The 19,378-nt window shown below is 54.5% G+C and carries 15 protein-coding genes; 6 read left to right on the forward strand and 9 right to left on the reverse strand.

Annotated elements, in window-relative coordinates:
* Positions 1-297: 297 nt before the first annotated feature.
* Both K787_RS24075 and K787_RS0120870 read right to left on the reverse strand, forming a co-directional pair.
* Positions 298-1,290, reverse strand: a complete 993-nt coding sequence (locus K787_RS24075; RefSeq protein ID WP_022964733.1) for a hypothetical protein — start codon at positions 1,288-1,290, stop codon at positions 298-300.
* Between the two features lie 364 nt (positions 1,291-1,654).
* A complete protein-coding gene (locus K787_RS0120870; protein ID WP_022964734.1) occupies positions 1,655-2,845 on the reverse strand; it encodes an AlbA family DNA-binding domain-containing protein in 1,191 nt (396 codons plus the stop codon).
* A 290-nt stretch (positions 2,846-3,135) separates the two neighbouring features.
* Here K787_RS0120870 and K787_RS25660 point away from each other — a divergent pair, with 290 nt between their 5' ends.
* The 5 genes from K787_RS25660 to K787_RS0120895 all read left to right on the forward strand — a co-directional run bounded on the left by K787_RS25660 (position 3,136) and on the right by K787_RS0120895 (position 8,045).
* The gene (locus tag K787_RS25660; RefSeq protein WP_022964735.1) at positions 3,136-3,603 is read left to right on the forward strand and encodes a hypothetical protein; all 468 of its coding nucleotides are present in this window, start codon (positions 3,136-3,138) and stop codon (positions 3,601-3,603) included.
* 98 nt (positions 3,604-3,701) lie between these two features.
* Positions 3,702-4,661 carry an MvdC/MvdD family ATP grasp protein gene (locus tag K787_RS0120880; RefSeq protein WP_022964736.1) on the forward strand — a complete coding sequence of 320 codons (960 nt, stop codon included), beginning with the start codon at positions 3,702-3,704 and terminating at the stop codon, positions 4,659-4,661.
* Positions 4,649-5,311, forward strand: coding sequence for a hypothetical protein (locus K787_RS0120885; RefSeq protein ID WP_022964737.1), 663 nt, complete (start codon positions 4,649-4,651; stop codon positions 5,309-5,311). The genes K787_RS0120880 and K787_RS0120885 overlap by 13 nt, the downstream gene beginning before the upstream one ends.
* A gap of 45 nt (positions 5,312-5,356) precedes the next feature.
* Entirely contained in the window at positions 5,357-6,955 is a 1,599-nt protein-coding gene (locus K787_RS0120890) for an ATP-dependent nuclease (protein WP_022964738.1), read from the forward strand.
* Complete coding sequence (locus K787_RS0120895; protein WP_022964739.1) at positions 6,948-8,045, forward strand: UvrD-helicase domain-containing protein; 1,098 nt, start codon at positions 6,948-6,950, stop codon at positions 8,043-8,045. Before K787_RS0120890 ends, K787_RS0120895 begins: the two co-directional genes overlap by 8 nt.
* Positions 8,046-8,866: 821 nt before the next feature.
* Here K787_RS0120895 and K787_RS0120900 read toward each other — a convergent pair.
* Positions 8,867-10,297 carry an amidase gene (locus K787_RS0120900; protein WP_022964740.1) on the reverse strand — a complete coding sequence of 477 codons (1,431 nt, stop codon included), beginning with the start codon at positions 10,295-10,297 and terminating at the stop codon, positions 8,867-8,869.
* A gap of 95 nt (positions 10,298-10,392) precedes the next feature.
* On the opposite strand from K787_RS0120900, the gene K787_RS0120905 reads away from it, so the two are divergent.
* The gene (locus K787_RS0120905) at positions 10,393-11,013 is read left to right on the forward strand and encodes a TetR/AcrR family transcriptional regulator (RefSeq protein ID WP_235801970.1); all 621 of its coding nucleotides are present in this window, start codon (positions 10,393-10,395) and stop codon (positions 11,011-11,013) included.
* Between the two features lie 1,006 nt (positions 11,014-12,019).
* Here K787_RS0120905 and K787_RS0120910 read toward each other — a convergent pair.
* The 6 genes from K787_RS0120910 to K787_RS0120935 all read right to left on the reverse strand — a co-directional run bounded on the left by K787_RS0120910 (position 12,020) and on the right by K787_RS0120935 (position 18,440).
* Entirely contained in the window at positions 12,020-12,760 is a 741-nt protein-coding gene (locus tag K787_RS0120910; protein WP_022964742.1) for an SDR family oxidoreductase, read from the reverse strand.
* 91 nt (positions 12,761-12,851) lie between these two features.
* The gene (locus tag K787_RS0120915) at positions 12,852-13,544 is read right to left on the reverse strand and encodes a type 1 glutamine amidotransferase domain-containing protein (RefSeq protein ID WP_022964743.1); all 693 of its coding nucleotides are present in this window, start codon (positions 13,542-13,544) and stop codon (positions 12,852-12,854) included.
* A gap of 102 nt (positions 13,545-13,646) precedes the next feature.
* A complete protein-coding gene (locus tag K787_RS0120920) occupies positions 13,647-14,252 on the reverse strand; it encodes a TetR/AcrR family transcriptional regulator (protein WP_022964744.1) in 606 nt (201 codons plus the stop codon).
* Positions 14,253-14,370: 118 nt separating this feature from the next.
* Positions 14,371-15,621, reverse strand: a complete 1,251-nt coding sequence (locus tag K787_RS0120925) for an MFS transporter (RefSeq protein ID WP_022964745.1) — start codon at positions 15,619-15,621, stop codon at positions 14,371-14,373.
* 89 nt (positions 15,622-15,710) lie between these two features.
* A complete protein-coding gene (locus K787_RS0120930) occupies positions 15,711-16,838 on the reverse strand; it encodes an alkene reductase (RefSeq protein ID WP_022964746.1) in 1,128 nt (375 codons plus the stop codon).
* A 147-nt stretch (positions 16,839-16,985) separates the two neighbouring features.
* Positions 16,986-18,440, reverse strand: coding sequence for an aldehyde dehydrogenase family protein (locus K787_RS0120935; RefSeq protein WP_022964747.1), 1,455 nt, complete (start codon positions 18,438-18,440; stop codon positions 16,986-16,988).
* Positions 18,441-19,378: the final 938 nt, after the last annotated feature.

Below are 19,378 nucleotides of genomic sequence, written 5' to 3' on the forward strand. Positions count from 1 at the left end.
GTTTTTACACGTCCTGGGCCAAAAGCAGTCATCCACGAAGAGCTGCTCACGGAAGAAGCGGACTTTCAGAAGAGCAAATAGATCCTTCCGCTTTGTCCATAAAAGCAGAAAAGCCAGATGAACCCGGAGAGAGCCGGAGAGTTTAATTTTCATCTGACCCCAATTACACGCATCGCTTGGCCTACTGTCCGAATACGGTCCACGGCGGTTGTTTGGTATCTGAGCCGCTGCTCACCCCAACCTATCTGTGGTGGAAGCAAAGATCAGCCAAGGCTTAGCGAAGGGGCCCCAGTGGAATCAGGAGGCGATGCGAATGCCTCCCGCCGAATACTTTTGCTTAAACGCCAAATCAATGTCGGCGACGTATTTCTCAGGAGTCGTGCTGCGGGGCTCATCCATCAGTTGGTGCATTGCGTTCACCGCCTTAGCCCGGACCTTGTGGTTGCTGACGGTCTGAATCGTCAACTGCAGGTTCGCCGCTTTACGGAAATCCTCTAGCAACTCACTCTGCTTCTGCAACTCTTGCTCAACGGGCTCTAAGGTCGTCGCCTGCTTTAGAGCAGCCTCCGCGGACTCCAATTCTGCTTGGCTCAATCGCCCTTTGGTGGGAATCGCTTCCAGCTGCTGGCGCAACGTCAAGAGGGTTTGCTGATACAACTGCTTATCCAATTGCAGCCAAAGGCCCAGGCCTTTGAGCTTGCCGAAAGAATGCGGATACCAGTTCCTCTCTTCGTACTGCTGCCCTTTTTCATCTTTTCCTTTTTTGATGATTAGGTACTCCCAGGAAACCTCTACGGCTTTCCGCTTCCAACGGTCGAGCAGCGCGTCACCCACTTCGGCGGGTAGGGTTGAAAGAATCAGGCTGACTTCCCTCTGTAGCCGCCTGAACTTGATGCTCGCAGCGCGAACACGGCCGATGAGGCTCTCTCGCTGCTTGAGCATTCTTTCGACCTTATGCCGGCGGATATTCTGCCGCTCGGAGGCGCTCAGCTTCCTGAACTCCCCCTGAACCTGCTCATCATCAAGGCCTAGGTGGTTCAGGGCGCAGCAATTACCGATCAGCACTTTCGAATCGTCGTACCGCTCGACGACGAAGCCGTGCTGATGCATCCGGGAACAGCGCTTCCCGTTCTTCTCGTATTGACAGCTGGCCTCGGGCGTAATTAGCCGGTAGGGCCGCAGGGGGTTTCGGTACTGATGCCTCGCCAAGGTAATGTCCGAGGCGATCTGGTAAAGAGACAACAACTCTGCGAGCGTTCTGATTTCGGCAATGCAAGTCGAGGGGAGCATCACGTCCTCCTGGTGGGTCAGCTATGGACACGGCTGTATATTAACCCAGTAGTTGCATAACGGAATCATAGTTTAGAACCTGAGAGTCGTCTCCTTTTCTTTCGTACTCGTGAAGCGGACGTCTCGCTATATGCCAGTGTAAGATCCCGCCCGTTGCGCCCCCCCCAGTAGCTCCTGGCGACACGCTCGACAGAACTCAGCGAGAAGCGTCCGTAGGTTTTAGCTGCGCCAGTAGCCAGAGGTGATCAAGTATCGAACCAACCGACCGAGCTATCCAAGCGAGTCCTACCGTCCGAGAGGGATGCACCCAAGCTGATTCCGCTGGCAGCAGCCTTCCAGAGGCCAGCCACAAGTGTCTAGGGAGTCAGGAGCGATTCACATCCAGGTCGAAATACTTTCCATAGAGCAATTGAATCAAGTCCTCGGCGCCCACTTCGTTGACCTCTCCTCTGATCGTGAAGGCGTGCTCTTTGACAAGGGGTATGCCGATATTATTAGCCAAGATACGGACTCTAAGCACATAGTCACCGGGGCCTTTAGGTAGCAGCGCAATGTCGGTTTCTGCTCTACCGGTTTCGCCGGGACGAAGAGTGCCAAGAAGGACATGACATACCGGTTCGCTAGTTCGTTCATCAACGGCGACCCGCTGCCGAAGTTTGTCTACCATACCCTCCAGCCCACGACCGAGGTACGCCAGCTCTCCAGATTCAGGCTCAGCTGGCAGATCATCAGAGCGCATCATTTGGACAGCATCCCCTTGGGATGCTGAGCAACACAGTTCGAGTTTGACGTCTCCCAAGGGAAAATCCGAACGATTAGCTAAGGACAATCGGACCATAACCATCCGATTCATGGTTGAGTGGTAGTTGGCCCCGTCACGGTAGTAGTCTTGATTCACTAAACGCGTTGAGGAGATGGGCGTCCTGAACCCATTTCCCATGTCGATATAATTCTCTTCCTCATAATCGGGAATATCGCCGAATTCCAAAAAGCGCCTAGTCAGATCAACAGGAAGAGGGCCGTTTTCCTCATCCTCGATTTGCAAGTCTACTTGGACGGTCCCTGGGGCGCCTGCATCAGCCAGGGTCATTTTCGTCATTTCAGACATCGTCGCCTCGTCAGTCGAACTCCCCCGACGTACATAGACCACATTCTTCTTTAGTTTTCCGTAGTCCTTAATTGGTGCGAAGGGACGAGCCTGTTTGGGAACCTTAATAATTGCAATATGCTTGCCGCCGAACAGCCGCTCCTCGTATTGGAACTCCAATATCGGATCGACCTTGCTACGCACAAACTGCTGAAGCACAGCATCGTCAATGTGGTCGCTGGAGGAAATGCCGACTACTTCAGCAGGATGTGGAGGCTGATCCTTAAAGCCAATCAGTATGAAACCAGGCTCAGCCCTGTAGGCATTGGCCATTGCCAAGATATCCTTGAGGAGCTCGGACTTCTGGTGTTCAGTCGCCCCAGCGAAAGGATACTGGGATTGTTTAAAATCCAGGTCGACACTTTCACCCTTGTAGCGCAGTTGCTCTAGGTCTTCCTCGCTGATCATCTTAACTCCTCAAGCTACGGCATGATTTTTTCCACAACTTGCAACATCATGCTAGATCATTCGCTTACGGCGTGGGATTCCTCTGTCAATCCAAGCTCTTCTTCAACGCGCCAGTACCCAAAGACCGCCAGCCTAGTACCAATGACTGCTCTAGTCGACAGCTATCGGCCAAGAGCGGCCAGTGGCTGCTGGCTGTGCGATTCACTCTCCGTTCAGAGACTACGTTGTTTGATTATTTATAGCGAAGTAGTATCAACTGTAAACCGAACCAATCTAAATGGATTTGATGCATGGAAAACGCCATCAACAGGGAAACGCGCGCCCGACATCGTCACACAAACATCTCGCCCTTCCTGGCCAACGCCGGCACACCTCGTACAGGCGAAGACCGGTTACCTGGGTATTACTGCGAGCAGCAGCAGATGTGGGTAGTCGACACCGAGCAAGGCGCTCTACCCATCATCAACACGCAGGCGCTCTCGCAGCTGAAAACCAAGACTCGTGCAGATGGCGAAGATGATGATGACTGCCAACTCGTGATTGAGCTGACGACTAAGACTCACCAGCAAATCGAAAGTGACGATGACACGCGTCCAAACGGCTTTATCAACCTCCTGCAACTAGCGACCAAGACCGACGTGATTGATGAGGCTGATGACCATTACTCGGCTGCCCAGCTGCTGGAGCTGGTCACCAAAACCAAGGTTCAACAGGAGGCCGACGATGACGAAATCCAGTCCTTTGGCTTGCACTGCTGACAGCAGGTGAACGAATCTGACCGAAGCACCGGCCCCAATTTCGATCCGATGGCGATCGAATGCTGACCTGGATGGACGTATAGCGTTAGGGAAAACACATGCTCCTGTTAGTTACAAACCGTCGCGACATCACAATCGATTACGTGGTGGCCGAGCTCAAACGCCGGCAAACGCCATTTTTTCGCTTGAATACCGAAGATATGCCAAAAGCTCGCTGCACCATGGCTGCGTTCCCCAGAAGAGCGTGGTCACTGTCCTTCGGTGAGCGAGAGCTCAACGGATCCGATGTCAAGGCGGCCTACTTTCGACGTCCTGCCCAGCCTGCCAGCAACGCCACCATCATCGACGACGGCGAGAGGGAGTACGCAGAGGCCGAATGGGGCGCCCTCCTGAAGAGCCTGTATGCACGCCTGGAGGGTATGTGGCTAAACGCCCCTTTGGACATCTTCGCAGCGGAAGACAAGCCGAGGCAACTGATGCTTGCGAGCGAGATAGGCTTCAATGTGCCACAGGTCTTGATCACAAACGACATCACATCGGTGCGCGAGGTCATTCAGGCGGGGCCCGCTATTGGGAAGCCACTTCGGCAGGCGCTGATCAATGGTGAGCAGGAGCGAGTTATCTTCACCTCTCGCCTGGAGCATCTGAATGACAGCGACGGGGACGCCATCGCAATGGCCCCCCTCATTGTGCAGACCGAGATCAAAAAGCAGTACGACGTCCGGGTGACGGTGGTCGGCAGCCAGGTTTTCGCGACCGCGATCAGGTCGCAGGAGCATGAAGAAACCACCGTAGATTGGCGCCGAGGCTGCAGGCCTGACCTCAAGCACGAGCGTATCGAGCTTACCCGCGAGGTTGAGGATCAATGTGCCGCCCTCATGAGTCGACTGAGCCTGCGTTATGGCGCAATCGACTTCATCTGCGATCAGGAGGGTAAATTGTGGTTCTTGGAAATCAACCCGAATGGCCAATGGGCCTGGATCGAGAACCTCACCGGGTATCCAATTGCTGCTGCGATCGTTGACGAGCTTGAAGGAATCGCCCAATGCCAAAGCTAGTCCCTGAGTGGCTTTGGCCTCGCCTCACACTTTCCTCGGCAACGACTGACTCTCCACAGCAGAGATGGCTTCGGAAGGAGCAAGAGAAGGTCGATCAGGGATCCTGGTCAGATATAAGTGATATTGCACTGGAGGAGGCCCGCAGGCTCTTCGACTCCGAGCACGAGCGTCGCCGAGGCGCTGACTCCAAGGCTGGCCTTTACCTCGCAGCGATCACCGCCCTGATGCCAATCCTGGCGTCCATTCTTCCTGCACTATGGGATGAGCAAATCAGCACGTGGCAACGAGGGATCCATCTGGGGATTTTCCTTCTAGCGCTGCTGTTCCTCATGCGCGCCGGCTTGTGGGCCCTCAAGACCATGAAGATATCGGCGTCAACTGTAGTAAGTCCCGGTGATATCGCAGACAGTTTCAACTCCGAGGAGCCTGAGGAGAACCTGGCGAAGCAATTGCTGAAAGCTGTGATCCAGAACTACGACGCGAACAACAACAAAATCAGCTGCATAAAGATGACGCATGAATATCTGCTACGAGCCTTCTTTAGCTTCGTGGTTTTCTTGGCCGTTCAGGCAAGTTGGCCTGCGGCAGCTTGGGCGATCGGTTGGATTCACAACGAGCTCATTTCACCCCTAATGAGCTGTTTTCCCTAAGGCCCCACTTCTCCAAATTCTCCAGCCGCCACCTAAGGACAGCAGATGATCACGAAGATCAAAATTCAGGGCTATCGTATCTACGGCGACTTCACCCTTCTGCCGAACAAGAATCTCAACATCCTTGTGGGCGGTAATGACGCGGGGAAGTCTACCTTGATGGAGGCGATCGGTCTCGCGCTCAACGGGCGTATCGGTGGCCGTTCCGCCCAAGAGGAGCTGAACCCGTATTGGTTCAACAAGGAGCTGGTTAATCAGTTCTTGGAAGATTGCGGCGGGGATGAGAAACCAGCTCTACCGGAAATTCTTATTGAGCTATTCCTAGAAAATCGTCCAGAGCTGCAGTTTCTATGTGGAGCGATTAACAGCGACAGGAAGACCAACGCCTGCCCTGGGATCTCTTTCAAGGTCATACCAAATCCTGAGTATGAAGAAGAGCTGACGCAATGGCGTGCCAACCCCAGCGCACTCATACCTGTCGAGTACTACAAAATCGAATGGAGGACCTTCGGGGATGAGGTATTGACCCGGCGCCCTCGGCAGCTTGCGGTCGCGACTATCGACTCGCGGACTGTGCGCTCGACCTCAGGTATCGACTATCACCTGCGCCAGATCCTGAGCGACCACTTAGAGCCAGGCGAGAAAGCCAAGATCTCCCATTACTACCGATCGATCAAAGAGTCCATGACCTCTGACTCGCTGAGGGAGGTGAATCAACGCCTCAAAGATATCCATGCTCCGCTGGGTAAGCAGGTTATGGGGTTGGCCATGGATCAAAGCGCTCAGTCCTCCTGGGAGGGATCGGTCACGCCGCACGTGGATCATGTGCCATTCGCTTTGGCCGGCCAAGGTCAACAAGCTTCGATCAAGATCTCTCTGGCCATGCAGCGTCTGTCCGACCAGACCAGTATCGTGATGATCGAAGAGCCAGAGAACCATCTGTCGCATACAAGCCTGACCACTTTGTTGTCGCGCATTCAGGAGGCTGCAGGCGATCGGCAGTTGTTCATATCAACCCACAGTGCCTACGTGCTGAACCGCCTTGGCCTGAGTTCTTTGCTGCTCCTACATCGCGGCAAGACGTCTCACATCAAGGCGCTTGATCCAAATACTGTCAGCTATTTTCAAAAGCTCGCAGGCTTCAACACATTGCGGATGGTGCTGGCTCACAAGCTCGTCCTGGTGGAAGGCCCTTCGGACGAGATCCTGTTCGAACGCTTCTTCCGAGACCTCTATGGCAAGCGCCCGATGGAGCTGGGGATTGATGTTATGAGCATGCACGGGCTGACGTTGAAGCGCTGCCTGGAGCTGTGTGCTGCCATAGATCGCCCCGTTGCAGTGCTTCGAGACAACGACGATCAAGACCCCGAGGTGCTGCGCGAGCCTGTGACCGATCTGCTTGAGGCGAGCAAACGGGAGCTATTCATTGGCGCGAAGGAAGCTGGCAGGACGTTGGAGCCGCAACTGATGGCCTGCAACAGTGACGAGACCCTGCGCAAGATCCTTGGGCTCACCGACCGAGCCAATCTTCATAAATGGATGTCGAGAGAGAAAACAGAAGCAGCATTGCTCATCGCTGAATCCAAGGAAACCCTTACGGCCCCGCCGTACATAGCGGCGGCAGCAAAGTTCATCCATGACTAACTCATCCATTGCTAACAACTATCTGACCCTGGCAGTTGCGGGCGCTCGCAAGACACAAGGCCTAGTGGAGCACTGCATAGCCTTGCCCGCCAATCGCAAGGTGCTACTGATCACCTTCGCACAGACCAATCAAGTCGAGTTGCGCGAGCGCGTGAGGCGGTATGCCGGCGACCGGTCCAACTTGGAGGTCTCTGGCTGGTTCAGCTTTCTGCTGCGTCACTTCGTCAAGCCCTTCGTGCCATTTGCATTCCCGGGCAAGCGTTGCAGAGGCTTTAATTTCGAAGGTGATCCAGGGCGATACGCCAGCGGTGAAAATCGTTTTTTCGATTCGGCGGACAGTGTGTATGCGAGGGAAATAGCACGCTTAGCCCACCAACTGATCGGCCAAAGCGGCGGGGCTTTGATTCATCGCCTCGAATGCCTGTACGACGAAATCCTCGTCGACGAGGTGCAGGATCTTTCGGGTTACGACTGGGACATCCTAGAGGCGCTATTCGGCGCGCGCATAGAGATACGACTCGTCGGGGACGTCCGTCAGGCCGTCTTGTCCACCAATCCTCGTGGCCAAATGAAGAAGGCCTTCGCCTACTCAAAATCAATTGAATGGTTCAAAAAACAGCAGAAAGCTGGCTGGCTAGAAATCAACTTCAGCTCTGTCACTTGGAGATGCTGTCAGGCAATTGCCACCTTCTCCGATACCATCTTCGAGGCGAGTTGGGACTTTCCGGAAACGACCTCGCAGAATCACGCCACCACGTCCCACGACGGCGTTTTCCTGGTGAGGAAGGAGCACGTCAGCCAGTACTGTGAGGCATTCCAACCCCAGTGCCTGCGCAACAGCATCAGCTCGGGCAAGGAGTTTGATCTCGACTATATGAATTTTGGTTTGTCTAAAGGCCGAACCTTCAATCGCGTGCTGATCTATCCGACAGGTCCCATCGGCAAGTTCATCAGCAAAGGGGAATATCTCGTGCCCCTTTCCGCAGCCGACTTCTATGTGGCGGTTACACGTGCTGAGCAAAGCCTGGCGATCATCTTAGACGAGCCCGGGGCTTCCACACTTCCATATTGGTCGCCATCGGATGGCTAGCCGCACAGCGCCAACTCGAGCCAGCCATAAGAAGCTTCGATTAGCGTCAGGCTAGATCTGAGGTTGTGAAATGTCTATTGGAGCGAGGGTAGTCCACGGGACCGGAGCAGCCATAAGCTATGGGGCGATTAACAGGCAGCTATTTGCAGACTCCTGACAATCAGCTTTGACTCAGATTAAGTGGGTATACAAGGTTCGAGTGGCCACGCCCGCGTGCGTGGCCACCCTAGCCTTACATCTTCGTAAAAACGACGGCGACGCAAAGAACCAGTACAACAGCGGTTACTGGTGCAAGGCCAGCAGTGCAGAGCACTCCAACCACGCTACCGAACGCCGCAAGGCGCAAATGTAAAGCTGCTGAACCAGCTTGTTCGAAATTACCCAAGGGCAACCCTCCCTAGCTGTTCTCCCAGTCTCATAAAGCAGTTGGCGGGGAGGTTCAGACTGTGCTGCCGGTTTCCTATTTACCGGTTGCCCGGGTTTTTCCAGCGAGGGTGGCGGCAGCGACCCAACTGGACGGACCAAATTTGCCCGAATACGCGATTTTCTGCAAGGAGATTGGCTTCGATCCATTGGATCTAAGAACCGAATCTCGGGAAAAATGGCACATGCTGTTCTTCGTCGTGGATAGGTCGAAGTATTCGACTGCGTATCGTCAGCACATTAAATGGCTGCTATTGGCCGAATGCTGCCGGTGACGAGTGGCAGGGATAGGCCAAAAGCGGTCGAGATCCTCTGGAAATAAAGATGGCTTCTTTTTGAGCCGAGCCTTCGTCCTTTTGTCCTAAGCCTCTCTCTGATGTGAGACGGCACCTGTCAGCTCAATTTACTTCTAGAATAGGACGCCGAGCCGCCCAGGGCACGGCTCGTTCTAGCTGAGCACCTAGCTCTATGAGCAGGTCTTCGCGGCCGAAAGCAGCGGCAAATTGCATGCCGATCGGCAAATCAGTGCCAGGATCATGCGCAAGGGGAACCGACATGGCTGGGCTGCCTGTCACGTTCGCCAGTGCGGTGAACGGTGAGTGGCTAAAAACCCTAGCTATCCAGCCACGGCCATCGAGTGTTTCCTGAGCCGCGTTGTAAGTGCCAATGAATGGCGCCAAGTCGGGGAGCGTGGGTGTCAGTAATAGATCATAGTCTTGGAAAAAACGACCCATATGACGCGAAACGATGTTCCGCTCAAACATCGCACCAAGCAGATCCGTGGCACTTAATCCCTTGCCAAGGTTGTAGAGCGCGAGCGTGGCCGGCTCGAGGGTGCTCCCATCTATGGGGCGGCCGGTGGTGGCGGCGATTGCGTCGATCCAGGCAGCTGTATTACTCGACCAGAATCGTGCGTTCAGCTCAACAAAGGCTTCCCAGCTCAGGCCAATATCAGCAGTAAGAAAAGTGACCTGGTGGCCAAGCATTTCAAGCGTTGTCACCACTTCCGTTAGTGCAGCCTCAATCACAGGATGAGTGGCCTGGCCATTCAATGCCTGCGCTTGGACGGCAATGCGCAATCCGCGGGGCTCGCTCTTGAGTCTTGAGGTGTAGGTATCTACTGGCGGATTGATCTGAAAAGGGTCGCCTTGTGCCGGACCATGAACTAAGTCTAATACCAAGGCGGTATCCCGCACTGAGCGAGTCAATACACCGTGAACGGCCAGCCCGGCCCATACTTCATCCACAGCGGGCCCCATCGGCAATCGACCACGACTAGGCTTAAGACCGAACAGACCGCAACTCGCCGCGGGCACCCGAATGGAACCACCACCATCCGTGGCGTGGGCAATCGGTACCAAGCCGGCTGCCACAGCAGCGGCTGAACCACCACTAGAGCCACCTGCGCTGCGGGTTAGATCCCAAGGATTACGCGTGGGTCCGTCAATGCGGTTTTCGCTGGTAGTGCTTGCGGCCAGCTCTGGAAGCGTGGTTCGACCTAATGCAACTAGTCCTGTACGTCGCAATCGACTCATCAGCTCAGAATCATCCGGAGCTACGCACCCTTGGGCCAGGCGACTGCCTAATTCATTCAGGCGGTTACGAGTAGTAAGGCCGAGGTCTTTCACCAGCATTGGCACGCCGTGCAGCAGCCCTGGCAATGCTCGTGGTTCATCTGGCCATACTTCGACTACCGCGTTGATATGGGGGTTAATTGCTTCAATGGCGTCGAGTGCTGCTGCAAGCACTTCTTCCGGTGACACTTGACGACTAGATAATAGCTGCGCCAACCCAACACCATCTTGCTCAGAATATTCTAAACGGTTCATTGATTTCTCCGAGAGCAAAAAGAACTGATCACGACATGTATACTATTAAGTATCGAACGATACTTGTTAGTATAATGCTATACCCGATAGTATACATGTCAAGCATATTCGTTCACTTTGAGTCAGATCCTATGCAAAGCCACATTCGTCCAGGTCGGGTCGCACAGCTACCACCCCGAGAACGCATTATTGATGCAGCACATGAACTTTTTTTTGAGCAAGGAATCGCGCGCGTGACCGTTGACGCTATTGCAGAGTTGGCTGGCTCCACGAAGATGACGCTCTACCGCCATTTTGATACCAAGGAAGCTTTGGTGCAGGAATGGTTGCGCTTGTTGACCGAAAACTACAGTGCGGTGCTAGACGATCTAGCTATTCAGTGGCCCCGTGAACCAGTGGAACAATTAATGGGCTTTGCACATTTCATCGCTGAGGACACAGCGCGTGTGGGGTATCGCGGATGCCCGTTTACTAACAGCTTGGCGGAAATACCTGACCCGCAAAGTCCAGCACGCCTGCTAATCGAAACGCACAAAAAACGCCAGTTTCATCGCTTGGTCGATCTTTGCCGAGAAGCGGGATTGGATGACCCGGAGTGGTTGGCGCAAGAACTCACTATGCTTCTGGAGGGCGCACAGGTTGTTGCGCAGAACAAAGGAATTAGCAATGTCGGCGAACATTTAATGCGGGCGATTTCCAGGCGCCTTGCGAGCTAGCTTCTGGGCCCACCTTTCGGGAAAGACATTGACATATTATCTACCCGTTCTGAAAGTGGGCTGTCGCCACAACCAGCGGCATCATATGCGCAACGATTTCGGACATTGGCGACATCGAAGGTTCCTGTAGAGTTTTGATGATGAAGGCCACAGACCAGGGCGTAGATGCGTGGCGGTACCCTGAAGACGGTTCTAGTCGCGCCCGGTGGACCTAAGGGCGCTGGTGGCGCAGCTCCTTGCGATTGCCTGCTGTGCCTGCGATGACTCTTTCTCCTCCGCGCTGTTGACGTTGTAGTAATCGGCCCGATTTAGGCATCGCGCTCGCCCTATAGAAGCTGAGCGGGTATTCGTTTTCACGTCTGATTGTGACATTGGGTGCGACGGCGAGGCATCTTCCCGCGATGAAACCGCCATACTTAAACTTTCTGTTAAGGAGGGTGACGCTATGGGCTCGCCTGATAGCTGGCGAGCGGTCTGTGAAGATCCAGTAGATGGCAGCGGAGGCGCCATCGTTGAGCTTCCATCCGAGCTACTTGAGAAGCTTACCGAGACGAGATAAAAGCGGCTTACGCGCCAGCAGTAAAGAGCACTGCGTCGCCCCCCTGCATCGCTTCGGCCAAGGCCTCGACCGAAACCGCAGCTATATCTGCGATGATCGGAGTGAACCCCTGTTGTAGGCAGCTCTCGGCCTGCTCTGCCGTCGAACAACTGCGGTGATCGCATGACCGCTAGCGCGCAAACGTTGCGCAACCCGGTGTCCGACCCCGCCCGCGGCTCCAACGATGAAAACTCTCATTTCAAGTCTCCTGTTGTTTCGCATTAAGGGGCCGGCATTTGATCGAGAGGATGCGATCAGTTTTCTCATATCAACGTCGTGGTCGAAGACCGGCCATGGCGCCGCCCAGCATTGCAGGAGGGCGACGATAAATCCTGCGACCGTGAAGGTTTTGGCGAGTCGTCCTTATGCGCTACATGAGCAACCTTAGCTCGCCAGAACTGAGGTCGATCAAAACTCCTGTTTTGTTGGGCGCAACACAATTTCATTGACGTCCACGTCCGCCGGCTGTTCGATGGCAAATGCGATGGCTCTGGCCACGGAATTAGCCGGAATAGCATCTTTGTAAAAATTCAGCACCGTTTCTGCTGCTGTCCCGGAAGTGCTGTATTTAAGATCGCTATCCACCGCGCCCGGCTGAATGGACGTAACCCGAACTTTATCGCCAACCTCCTGCCGCAGCCCTTCAGAGATGGCCCGAACGGCGAACTTTGTGCCTGAATAAACTGTTCCGCCTGGGGCGAAAACTTTCAGGCCAGCCACTGAACTTAAATTGATTATGTGGCCGCTTTCCTGGGCGATGAAGCGCGGGAGTGCGGCTGCGATGCCATAAAGTGTTCCCTTTATGTTCACGTCGATCATGGCATCCCATTCGTCGGTGTTCACCTCGGCCATGGGGCGGATAGGCATTAGCCCGGCGTTGTTGATAAGTACGTCGAGCTTACCGAAGTCAGCCACCACCGCGGCCACGGTGTTTTCCACCTGCACTTTATCTGTCACATCCAGCACATACGCGCTGGCCGTACCACCGTTGCTTTGGATGTCGGCAATTACCTTGTCTAGCTCCGGTTTGCGCCGAGCCGCTATAGCCACTTTCGCGCCGCAGGAGGCGAGATAGCGCGCCGTCTCTGCGCCAAGGCCTGTGCTCCCACCTGTGATCAAGATAACTTTGTTTTCAATACCATTGCTCATAAGAACTCCTATTTCGTAGCGATAAAATATCGCGTCACGTCCTGGTAGATCGTGACGCTTTGAGTGAGATTTAACTGCGAGTTTCAGGCGTTCATGATTTCGCGCTGGTGGCTAACTGAGCCAACAGAGCGGTTGCCGCAGGCGCTGAAGAAGCCGGGTTTTGACCGGTGATCAACAGACCATCGCTAACCACGTTGGGAGCCCAGTCCTCGGCTTTGGAAAAGATGCCGCCTTTGGCCTGGAGTTCATCCTCTACCAGAAACGGCACCACGTCCGTCAACTCGACGGCTGCTTCTTCGCTGTTGGTAAAGCCAGTGACGTTCTTGCCTTCAACCAGCGGACGACCCTCGGGCGTTTTTGCGTGGCGCAGTACGCCGGGGGCATGGCAGACCAAAGCGATCGGTTTGCCAGCGCTAAGGAATGACTCGATCAGGGCCGCCGAATCCTTGTTTTCGGCCAGATCCCACATTGGGCCGTGACCGCCGGGGTAGAACACTGTGTCGAAATCGGCCTGCGAAACGCTGTCCAGTCGGACTGTTTCAGCCAACTGCGCTTTGGCGTTTGCATCAGCTTCAAAGCGGCGGGTCAGGTCGGTCTGGAATGCCGGCTCGTTGCTTTTCGGGTCCAGAGGTGGTTGGCCGCCCTTGGGTGATGCCAGTACAACCTCATTACCGGCATCCTTGAATACGTAGTAGGGAGCTGCCAGTTCTTCCAGCCAGAAGCCGGTTTTGCGGCCGGTAGTACCAAGCTGGTCGTGCGAAGTAAGAACCATCAAAATTTTCATGAGTTTCTCCAAATAGTTAAGGAGTTAATATTAGACCGGTCGTCTATGGTTGTTGCCTAAAAAAAGCACTCCCTGGGAAGTGCGTCCAGTCCCTTCCTCCGGTCAGGAGGAAAGGTGAAGGGTATGACGAGTCGTCTTCATAGCCGTCTCAAATGGTTGCGTAGTGCGACTAATTTTTACCATCACACTCGCGCCTAGCCATAACTGATAAAGGCTCGCGGCATTGTCTTGCGGCGTTCCCTCCACCGACAACGATCCTTCTGCAACCCCGGCTTCAATGGCCCATGCAAGGCGGTCAACGATGCCAGTAGTACCTCGCTTGAGCGCTAGGCGCATTGTTTCCGACAGGTCGGCCACTTCCGCCCCTAGCTTTACCGCGAGGCACTTACCCTGGCAATCAAAGAAAGACTGATTATCTTGCCAGTTCTGCCAGTAGTTCATCAGGCGATCTGCCATCGTCCTGTTAGGCTGACGCAGCGTCTCGTCGAGCTCGGCGAGATAATCCTCGAAATAGCTCTCCAGCAGCGCCTCGCCGAATGCATCCTTTGAACCAAAGTAATGGTAGAAGGATCCCTTCGGTACTCCGGCTGTTGCCAGAATTTCATTCAAGCCCACACCTGAAAAGCCTTTGACGGCCATGATTCGTTGACCGGTGGTAAGGATATTCTCGCGGACATCAGCATTGCTAGGTGCGTTTGCAGTCTTCATGATTAGTATTCTAGCATCGATTAGACTGGTCGTCTAATGCTAGCGCAAATTTTTTGCTGTACCCACGCTGAGTAATCGTTGTTCCTCTATATCTTACCGGGCTTCGGAAGTTTCCGCGTTAAGCCAGCTTGCGGCCATGACGGTTCGGTTGCAGAAATGGCGTTACCAATAACATCACCACTCCTATTGCCACCAGCAGCCATAGTGAGAGCTGAAAATCGCCGCAAACACCACGCAAATACCCTATTAGCAGGGGGCCTGCCGCTGCCACTATGTAGCTATGAAGCATTACAAAAGCGGTCCAGGCACTAGCTTCCTCAGGGGTGGAGGCGTTATCCAGAGGCAGCGTCATTGCGAGAGTGAAGGCGCCGCCAGTCCCAAAAGCTATCAAGGGCGCTACAATGAGCGGAATGGCATTTGGAGCAATAGCCATCGCCAAGCTACCCATTAGAGCGATGCTGGCACTTGTCGCCAGGACTAGGCGCCGATCGTCGCTTCGGCTAATAAACCCAAACAATGGATTGGCCACCATGAACCCCAAGGTGAAGCTGGCGAGAATAGTGCCCGCGGCGGTTGGCGTCTTGCCGAGTTCGATGTACATAGGTGCAAGCCAGGCGATCATCGCGTAAAACACCAAATTGTTACAAGCGAAGAACAGGGCAATCAGCCAGGCGGTTGGGTTGCGTACCGGCATGCGAGGGACACTCCTGTTGGAGCCTTGCGAACCTTTCTGATATCCATTGCGCTCAACTACAGCCCATACGCCAACCGCGATCACCGTAGGCAGAACCCAGAATCCAGCAGCCCACCGCCAGCTATCAGTAGTCTCAAACAGGGGCCCGGTGGATGAGGCCGCCAGAGTGCTGCCTAGTGCAATGGCTGTGGCGTAAAGCCCCATGAACGTAGCGACCCTGTTTGGAAAGCGGGCCTTCACATAGCTGGAGAACAAGGTGCCAGCTATAGCAATACCTGCCCCTACACCGGCTGTTGCTATGAATAGCTGGACTATTGACCCTGCTATTGTCCGAAGACCGGTTGCAGCAGCCAGTATGAGCAAGGCGATCAGGATAACTCGATCCCGGCCAAAGCGACTGGCCAACCAGGGAGCGGGTATAGCTAAGAGCCCCATCAATAGCGTCGGTATGCTGGTTAATAGAGCGGCCTGAGTATGATTTAAATTCATCTCCTCGATTATCGCGGGCAGCAACGGCCCTATAGAAACAATGCCTGGCCGAAGCGTGATGGCAACCAGCACGATACACAGGACCACAATCGCCATAGAGGGTTTCGGCACTTCGCTGGGGATACAGCGGATAGCGGATGCGTGAGGTAGGGCTTTGTGCTTCTCTGTTACACAATCAGCTGACATATTAATACTCCATTAATAGATGTCCGTGCGGTCAATCACGTTTCGGGCCGAGTGGCCTAAGCGTGGTAACACCGCCCGGATGGCAAGGCTTAGTCTGCATACGCCGGATAATCGGTAAGCCCCTTCTCCGCGCCGCCATAGAGGGTCGAGGGATTGATCGGGTTCAGCGGCCAGCCGTTGGCGACTCGCGCGGGCAGGTCGGGGTTGGCGATGAAGCTGCGGCCGAACCCGACCATGTCGGCGAGCCCCGTCTCAAGCAGGCGGGCGCCGCGCTCGACGGTATATTTGCCGGCATAAATAACGCAGCCCGAAAAGGTCTTTCGCACCGCCTGACGGAACATCAACGGCAGATCGGGCGCGTCGTCCCAATCTGCTTCGGCGATTGACAGATAGGCGACGCCGGCATCCTCAAGCACTTTGATTGCTTCTACATAGGTTTCGTGGGGGTCTGTTTCGACCAGCCCGATATAGATGCGATCCTGATCGGTGCTTTCAAACAACGGGGTGAAGCGCACGCCCATCCTGTCTGCACCGGTCACCTCGGAAACAGCTGCGACGACCTCACTCAGAAAGCGCAAACGCTTTTCTAGAGATCCGCCATATTCATCAGTGCGGGTATTGGAGTGGCTTGAAATGAACTGGTTGATCAGATAGCCATTGGCGCAGTGCAGTTCAACACCATCGAAACCAGCATCGAGCGCATTGCGCGCTGCCTGTGCGTAGAGTTCCACCAGCTCCTTAATTTCAACTACGGTAAGCGCACGTGGCGTGGGCGGCTCTATCAACTTGCCCTCGCCGGGCGCCGTCTGAATGAATGCTTTGACCTTTTGGGGTGCAATTGCAGAAGGTGCTACAGGTGCATCGCCGTTCGGCTGCAGTGCACTGTGCGATACGCGACCAACATGCCAGAGCTGGGCGAAGATGACGCCGCCCTCGGCGTGGACTGCATCGGTGACCTTGCGCCAGCCTTCGACCTGTTCGTGTGTGTAGATCCCAGGTGTCCAGGCATAGCCCTGACCACGAGGCTCAATCTGCGTGCCCTCCGTTACCATGAAGCCGGCGCTCGCGCGTTGCTGGTAATAACGAGCCATAAGATCCGTCGCGATATTGCCTGGCTGTGCAGCACGCTGGCGTGTCAGTGGCGGCAATACGATCCGGTTCCGCAGCGTATGGCGGCCCAGTTGCACTGGGCTGAAGTAAACTTGATTATTCGTCATCTTATATCTCCATTTCATTTTCAGAACGCCGGCATATCGGGTCCCTAGCCCCACCACTTAATGGTGGGAGCGGTTAATTTCGGATGGGTGCAAGATACCCGTCGCGCAGTAGGCGGCTCCGGTTTGAAGCCGCGCTTGGGGCAGTGCTTACTTGTGAATAAACAGTGACTTGGGATTGGTGAAGAGCTCACGACCCTCGCGACCGTGTTCTGTTCCAAGACCAGATTGTTTGACGCCACCGAAGGGGATGTCGACGCCCATGGTATGGATTTCATTTACCCAGACCATGCCGGCTTCGACACGATTGGCTACAGCTACAGCTGCCATGGTATCTCGACCCCATACCGAACCACCCAGGCCGTAGATTGAATCGTTGGCGCGGTTCACAGCGTCGTCCACTTCGTCATAAACGATGATTGGTAGGATCGGGCCGAACTGCTCTTCCTGGACGATCATGCTGTCTTCGGGTGGATTATCGACAATGGTGACTGGGAAGAAGTAGCCCGGCTGGCTCTCGTCAACCTCGCCACCAAGAACAATCGTCTGACCATTTGCCTTGATGTCCGCAAGAAAGGACTTGAGCTTGTCGAACTGCATCTTGTTCTGGACTGGTCCTATGCCGACATCGGGATCAAGACCGTCGCCGACCTTCACCGTCTTCGCATAAGCCACGAACTTCTTCACGAAGTCGGTATGTAAGGAGCGGGGGATATAAAGACGCTTGATGCCTATGCACCATTGACCCTGATGGCCAAAAGCGCCCCAGAAAAGCTGCGGGATAATGGCCTTGTAATCAGCATCCGGAAGCACGATGGCCGCATCATTGCCGCCCAACTCAAGTGTCACGCGCTTGATAGTACCCGCCGCGGCGCGCAGCACGTGCCTGCCGGTTTCGGTCGATCCCGTAAAACTGATCTTGGCGATGTCTGGATGATTTGAGAGCTGCGGTCCGAGTGCGTCATCACCCGATACGACGGACAGTACGCCTTCCGGAAACACGTTCTGGGCGATCTCGCCGAAACGCAACGCGGTCAACGGGGTAAAAGGCGTCGGCTTGAGCACGAAGGTGTTGCCGGTAATCAGTGCCGGTGCGACTTTCCATAGTGCTAGCAGTACCGGAAAGTTCCACGGAGTGATGCCGCCCACAACACCCAGAGGAACGTGGTGCAGTTCAACAATATGCGAGTCGTTTTCCTCGACGATCTCCACCGGAATACGGCGTGCAGCGATCTGGCGGATATACGAGATTGCTTGGTCTACCTCGGGAGCCGCCATAGTTTGCAGCGGCTTGCCTTGCTCCAGCGTTAGCAGGCGAACCAGGTCGTCGCGATTTTCCTGAAGTGCGTCTGCGTAGCGATCGAGATAGCCTTGACGATCGTCATAGCTAAGTGCCGACCAGCTCTTGAAAGCGGTTTTTGCAGATGCAATGGCTTCGTCGAGCTGCTCGGCCGTTGCAGAAGGTGCTTGCGCTAGAACCTTGCCGGTCGCGGGGTTGATGACATCAAAGGTGTCCTTTGTCTCAACCAGCTTGCCAGCGATGCTGAGGTAGTACGGACCGTCAAAGATGCTGGCGGACTGAGTTGCTTTAAGTGTTGCGGACATAGATATTCTCCGAGTTACGTCCTTCCGCTTGGAGGCTCCTTTCATAGGCAGCCGATAGGCGGTGGTAAATGGCTGATGAAGCCCGGCATTGGGCGCCATCTCTGAACAACTGCTCTGCTGTTCAATCGTTAAAACAAAAACGCATTTCCAAAAAGATTGAGTAGACCAGTCGTCTAATATTTAGAATAGACCAGTCGTCTTGAGTGCGCAAGATTAAATTCCGTTCTGAGTCATTTGTGCAGGGGCTTAGCGTTCGTACGCGAGTGAATCTTCCTTTCCGAGAGGGGGAAAGTGGCGCGAATTGAATGGATGAAACCGGTCAGGACGCTGAAGACTATGTTCGAGCGCCCTTACTGAATCAGTTCATTGCTACGTCCAGGGCGGCGAGCACGTGGTTCCTTCAATCCTATGCCCCATCTCATCTGAGTACTAGCTCACTTGAACTTGAAGAATGTCGCAGGATGCGCTGGTAGGCTTCAACGATCTCTGCGAGTAAGGACACTGCAAGCATTGAAGGATCACGCATTGAAGGATCAACCTCACCGGACCGCGGATTCGACCGATCTGTTCCTTTGAAAACTCAACCGCAAGAAGTCTAAAACGAAGGTTTTAAATCCGGGCATAGCTAAGATGCGCGCATCCGCATCTCACCTTATGGTTGCGGTCTGAACACCAATTCAGGCCAGACCGACAAAGGGACATGGGGCGTTGCTCAGCGCATAAAGAAGTCAACGTGGGACAAGTCATTGATGCCGACATAAGAGCTCAACCGGAGATCACATTGCACGTCGGCGCCATAGCGTCATATTCTTCATCCTAGATGATCTGCTCGTCAGGGATACCAATGACCTCCCCGTGGCCGTGGCTTCATGATCACTGATTGGCACTCGTTGGTAAACATTGTGAACGACTGCTTACGGCCCAGGACGTGTAAAAAC

The organism is Halopseudomonas pelagia CL-AP6, from assembly GCF_000410875.1.
GTDB lineage: Bacteria > Pseudomonadota > Gammaproteobacteria > Pseudomonadales > Pseudomonadaceae > Halopseudomonas > Halopseudomonas pelagia.

What these genes read in the sequence shown, in the direction of transcription:
- K787_RS24075 (WP_022964733.1), bottom strand. Translation starts at nt 1,290, where the DNA reads ATGCTCCCCTCGACTTGCATTGCCGAAATCAGAACGCTCGCAGAGTTG.
- K787_RS0120870 (WP_022964734.1), bottom strand. Translation starts at nt 2,845, where the DNA reads ATGATCAGCGAGGAAGACCTAGAGCAACTGCGCTACAAGGGTGAAAGT.
- K787_RS25660 (WP_022964735.1), top strand. Translation starts at nt 3,136, where the DNA reads ATGGAAAACGCCATCAACAGGGAAACGCGCGCCCGACATCGTCACACA.
- K787_RS0120880 (WP_022964736.1), top strand. Translation starts at nt 3,702, where the DNA reads ATGCTCCTGTTAGTTACAAACCGTCGCGACATCACAATCGATTACGTG.
- K787_RS0120885 (WP_022964737.1), top strand. Translation starts at nt 4,649, where the DNA reads ATGCCAAAGCTAGTCCCTGAGTGGCTTTGGCCTCGCCTCACACTTTCC.
- K787_RS0120890 (WP_022964738.1), top strand. Translation starts at nt 5,357, where the DNA reads ATGATCACGAAGATCAAAATTCAGGGCTATCGTATCTACGGCGACTTC.
- K787_RS0120895 (WP_022964739.1), top strand. Translation starts at nt 6,948, where the DNA reads ATGACTAACTCATCCATTGCTAACAACTATCTGACCCTGGCAGTTGCG.
- K787_RS0120900 (WP_022964740.1), bottom strand. Translation starts at nt 10,297, where the DNA reads ATGAACCGTTTAGAATATTCTGAGCAAGATGGTGTTGGGTTGGCGCAG.
- K787_RS0120905 (WP_235801970.1), top strand. Translation starts at nt 10,393, where the DNA reads ATGTCAAGCATATTCGTTCACTTTGAGTCAGATCCTATGCAAAGCCAC.
- K787_RS0120910 (WP_022964742.1), bottom strand. Translation starts at nt 12,760, where the DNA reads ATGAGCAATGGTATTGAAAACAAAGTTATCTTGATCACAGGTGGGAGC.
- K787_RS0120915 (WP_022964743.1), bottom strand. Translation starts at nt 13,544, where the DNA reads ATGAAAATTTTGATGGTTCTTACTTCGCACGACCAGCTTGGTACTACC.
- K787_RS0120920 (WP_022964744.1), bottom strand. Translation starts at nt 14,252, where the DNA reads ATGAAGACTGCAAACGCACCTAGCAATGCTGATGTCCGCGAGAATATC.
- K787_RS0120925 (WP_022964745.1), bottom strand. Translation starts at nt 15,621, where the DNA reads ATGTCAGCTGATTGTGTAACAGAGAAGCACAAAGCCCTACCTCACGCA.
- K787_RS0120930 (WP_022964746.1), bottom strand. Translation starts at nt 16,838, where the DNA reads ATGACGAATAATCAAGTTTACTTCAGCCCAGTGCAACTGGGCCGCCAT.
- K787_RS0120935 (WP_022964747.1), bottom strand. Translation starts at nt 18,440, where the DNA reads ATGTCCGCAACACTTAAAGCAACTCAGTCCGCCAGCATCTTTGACGGT.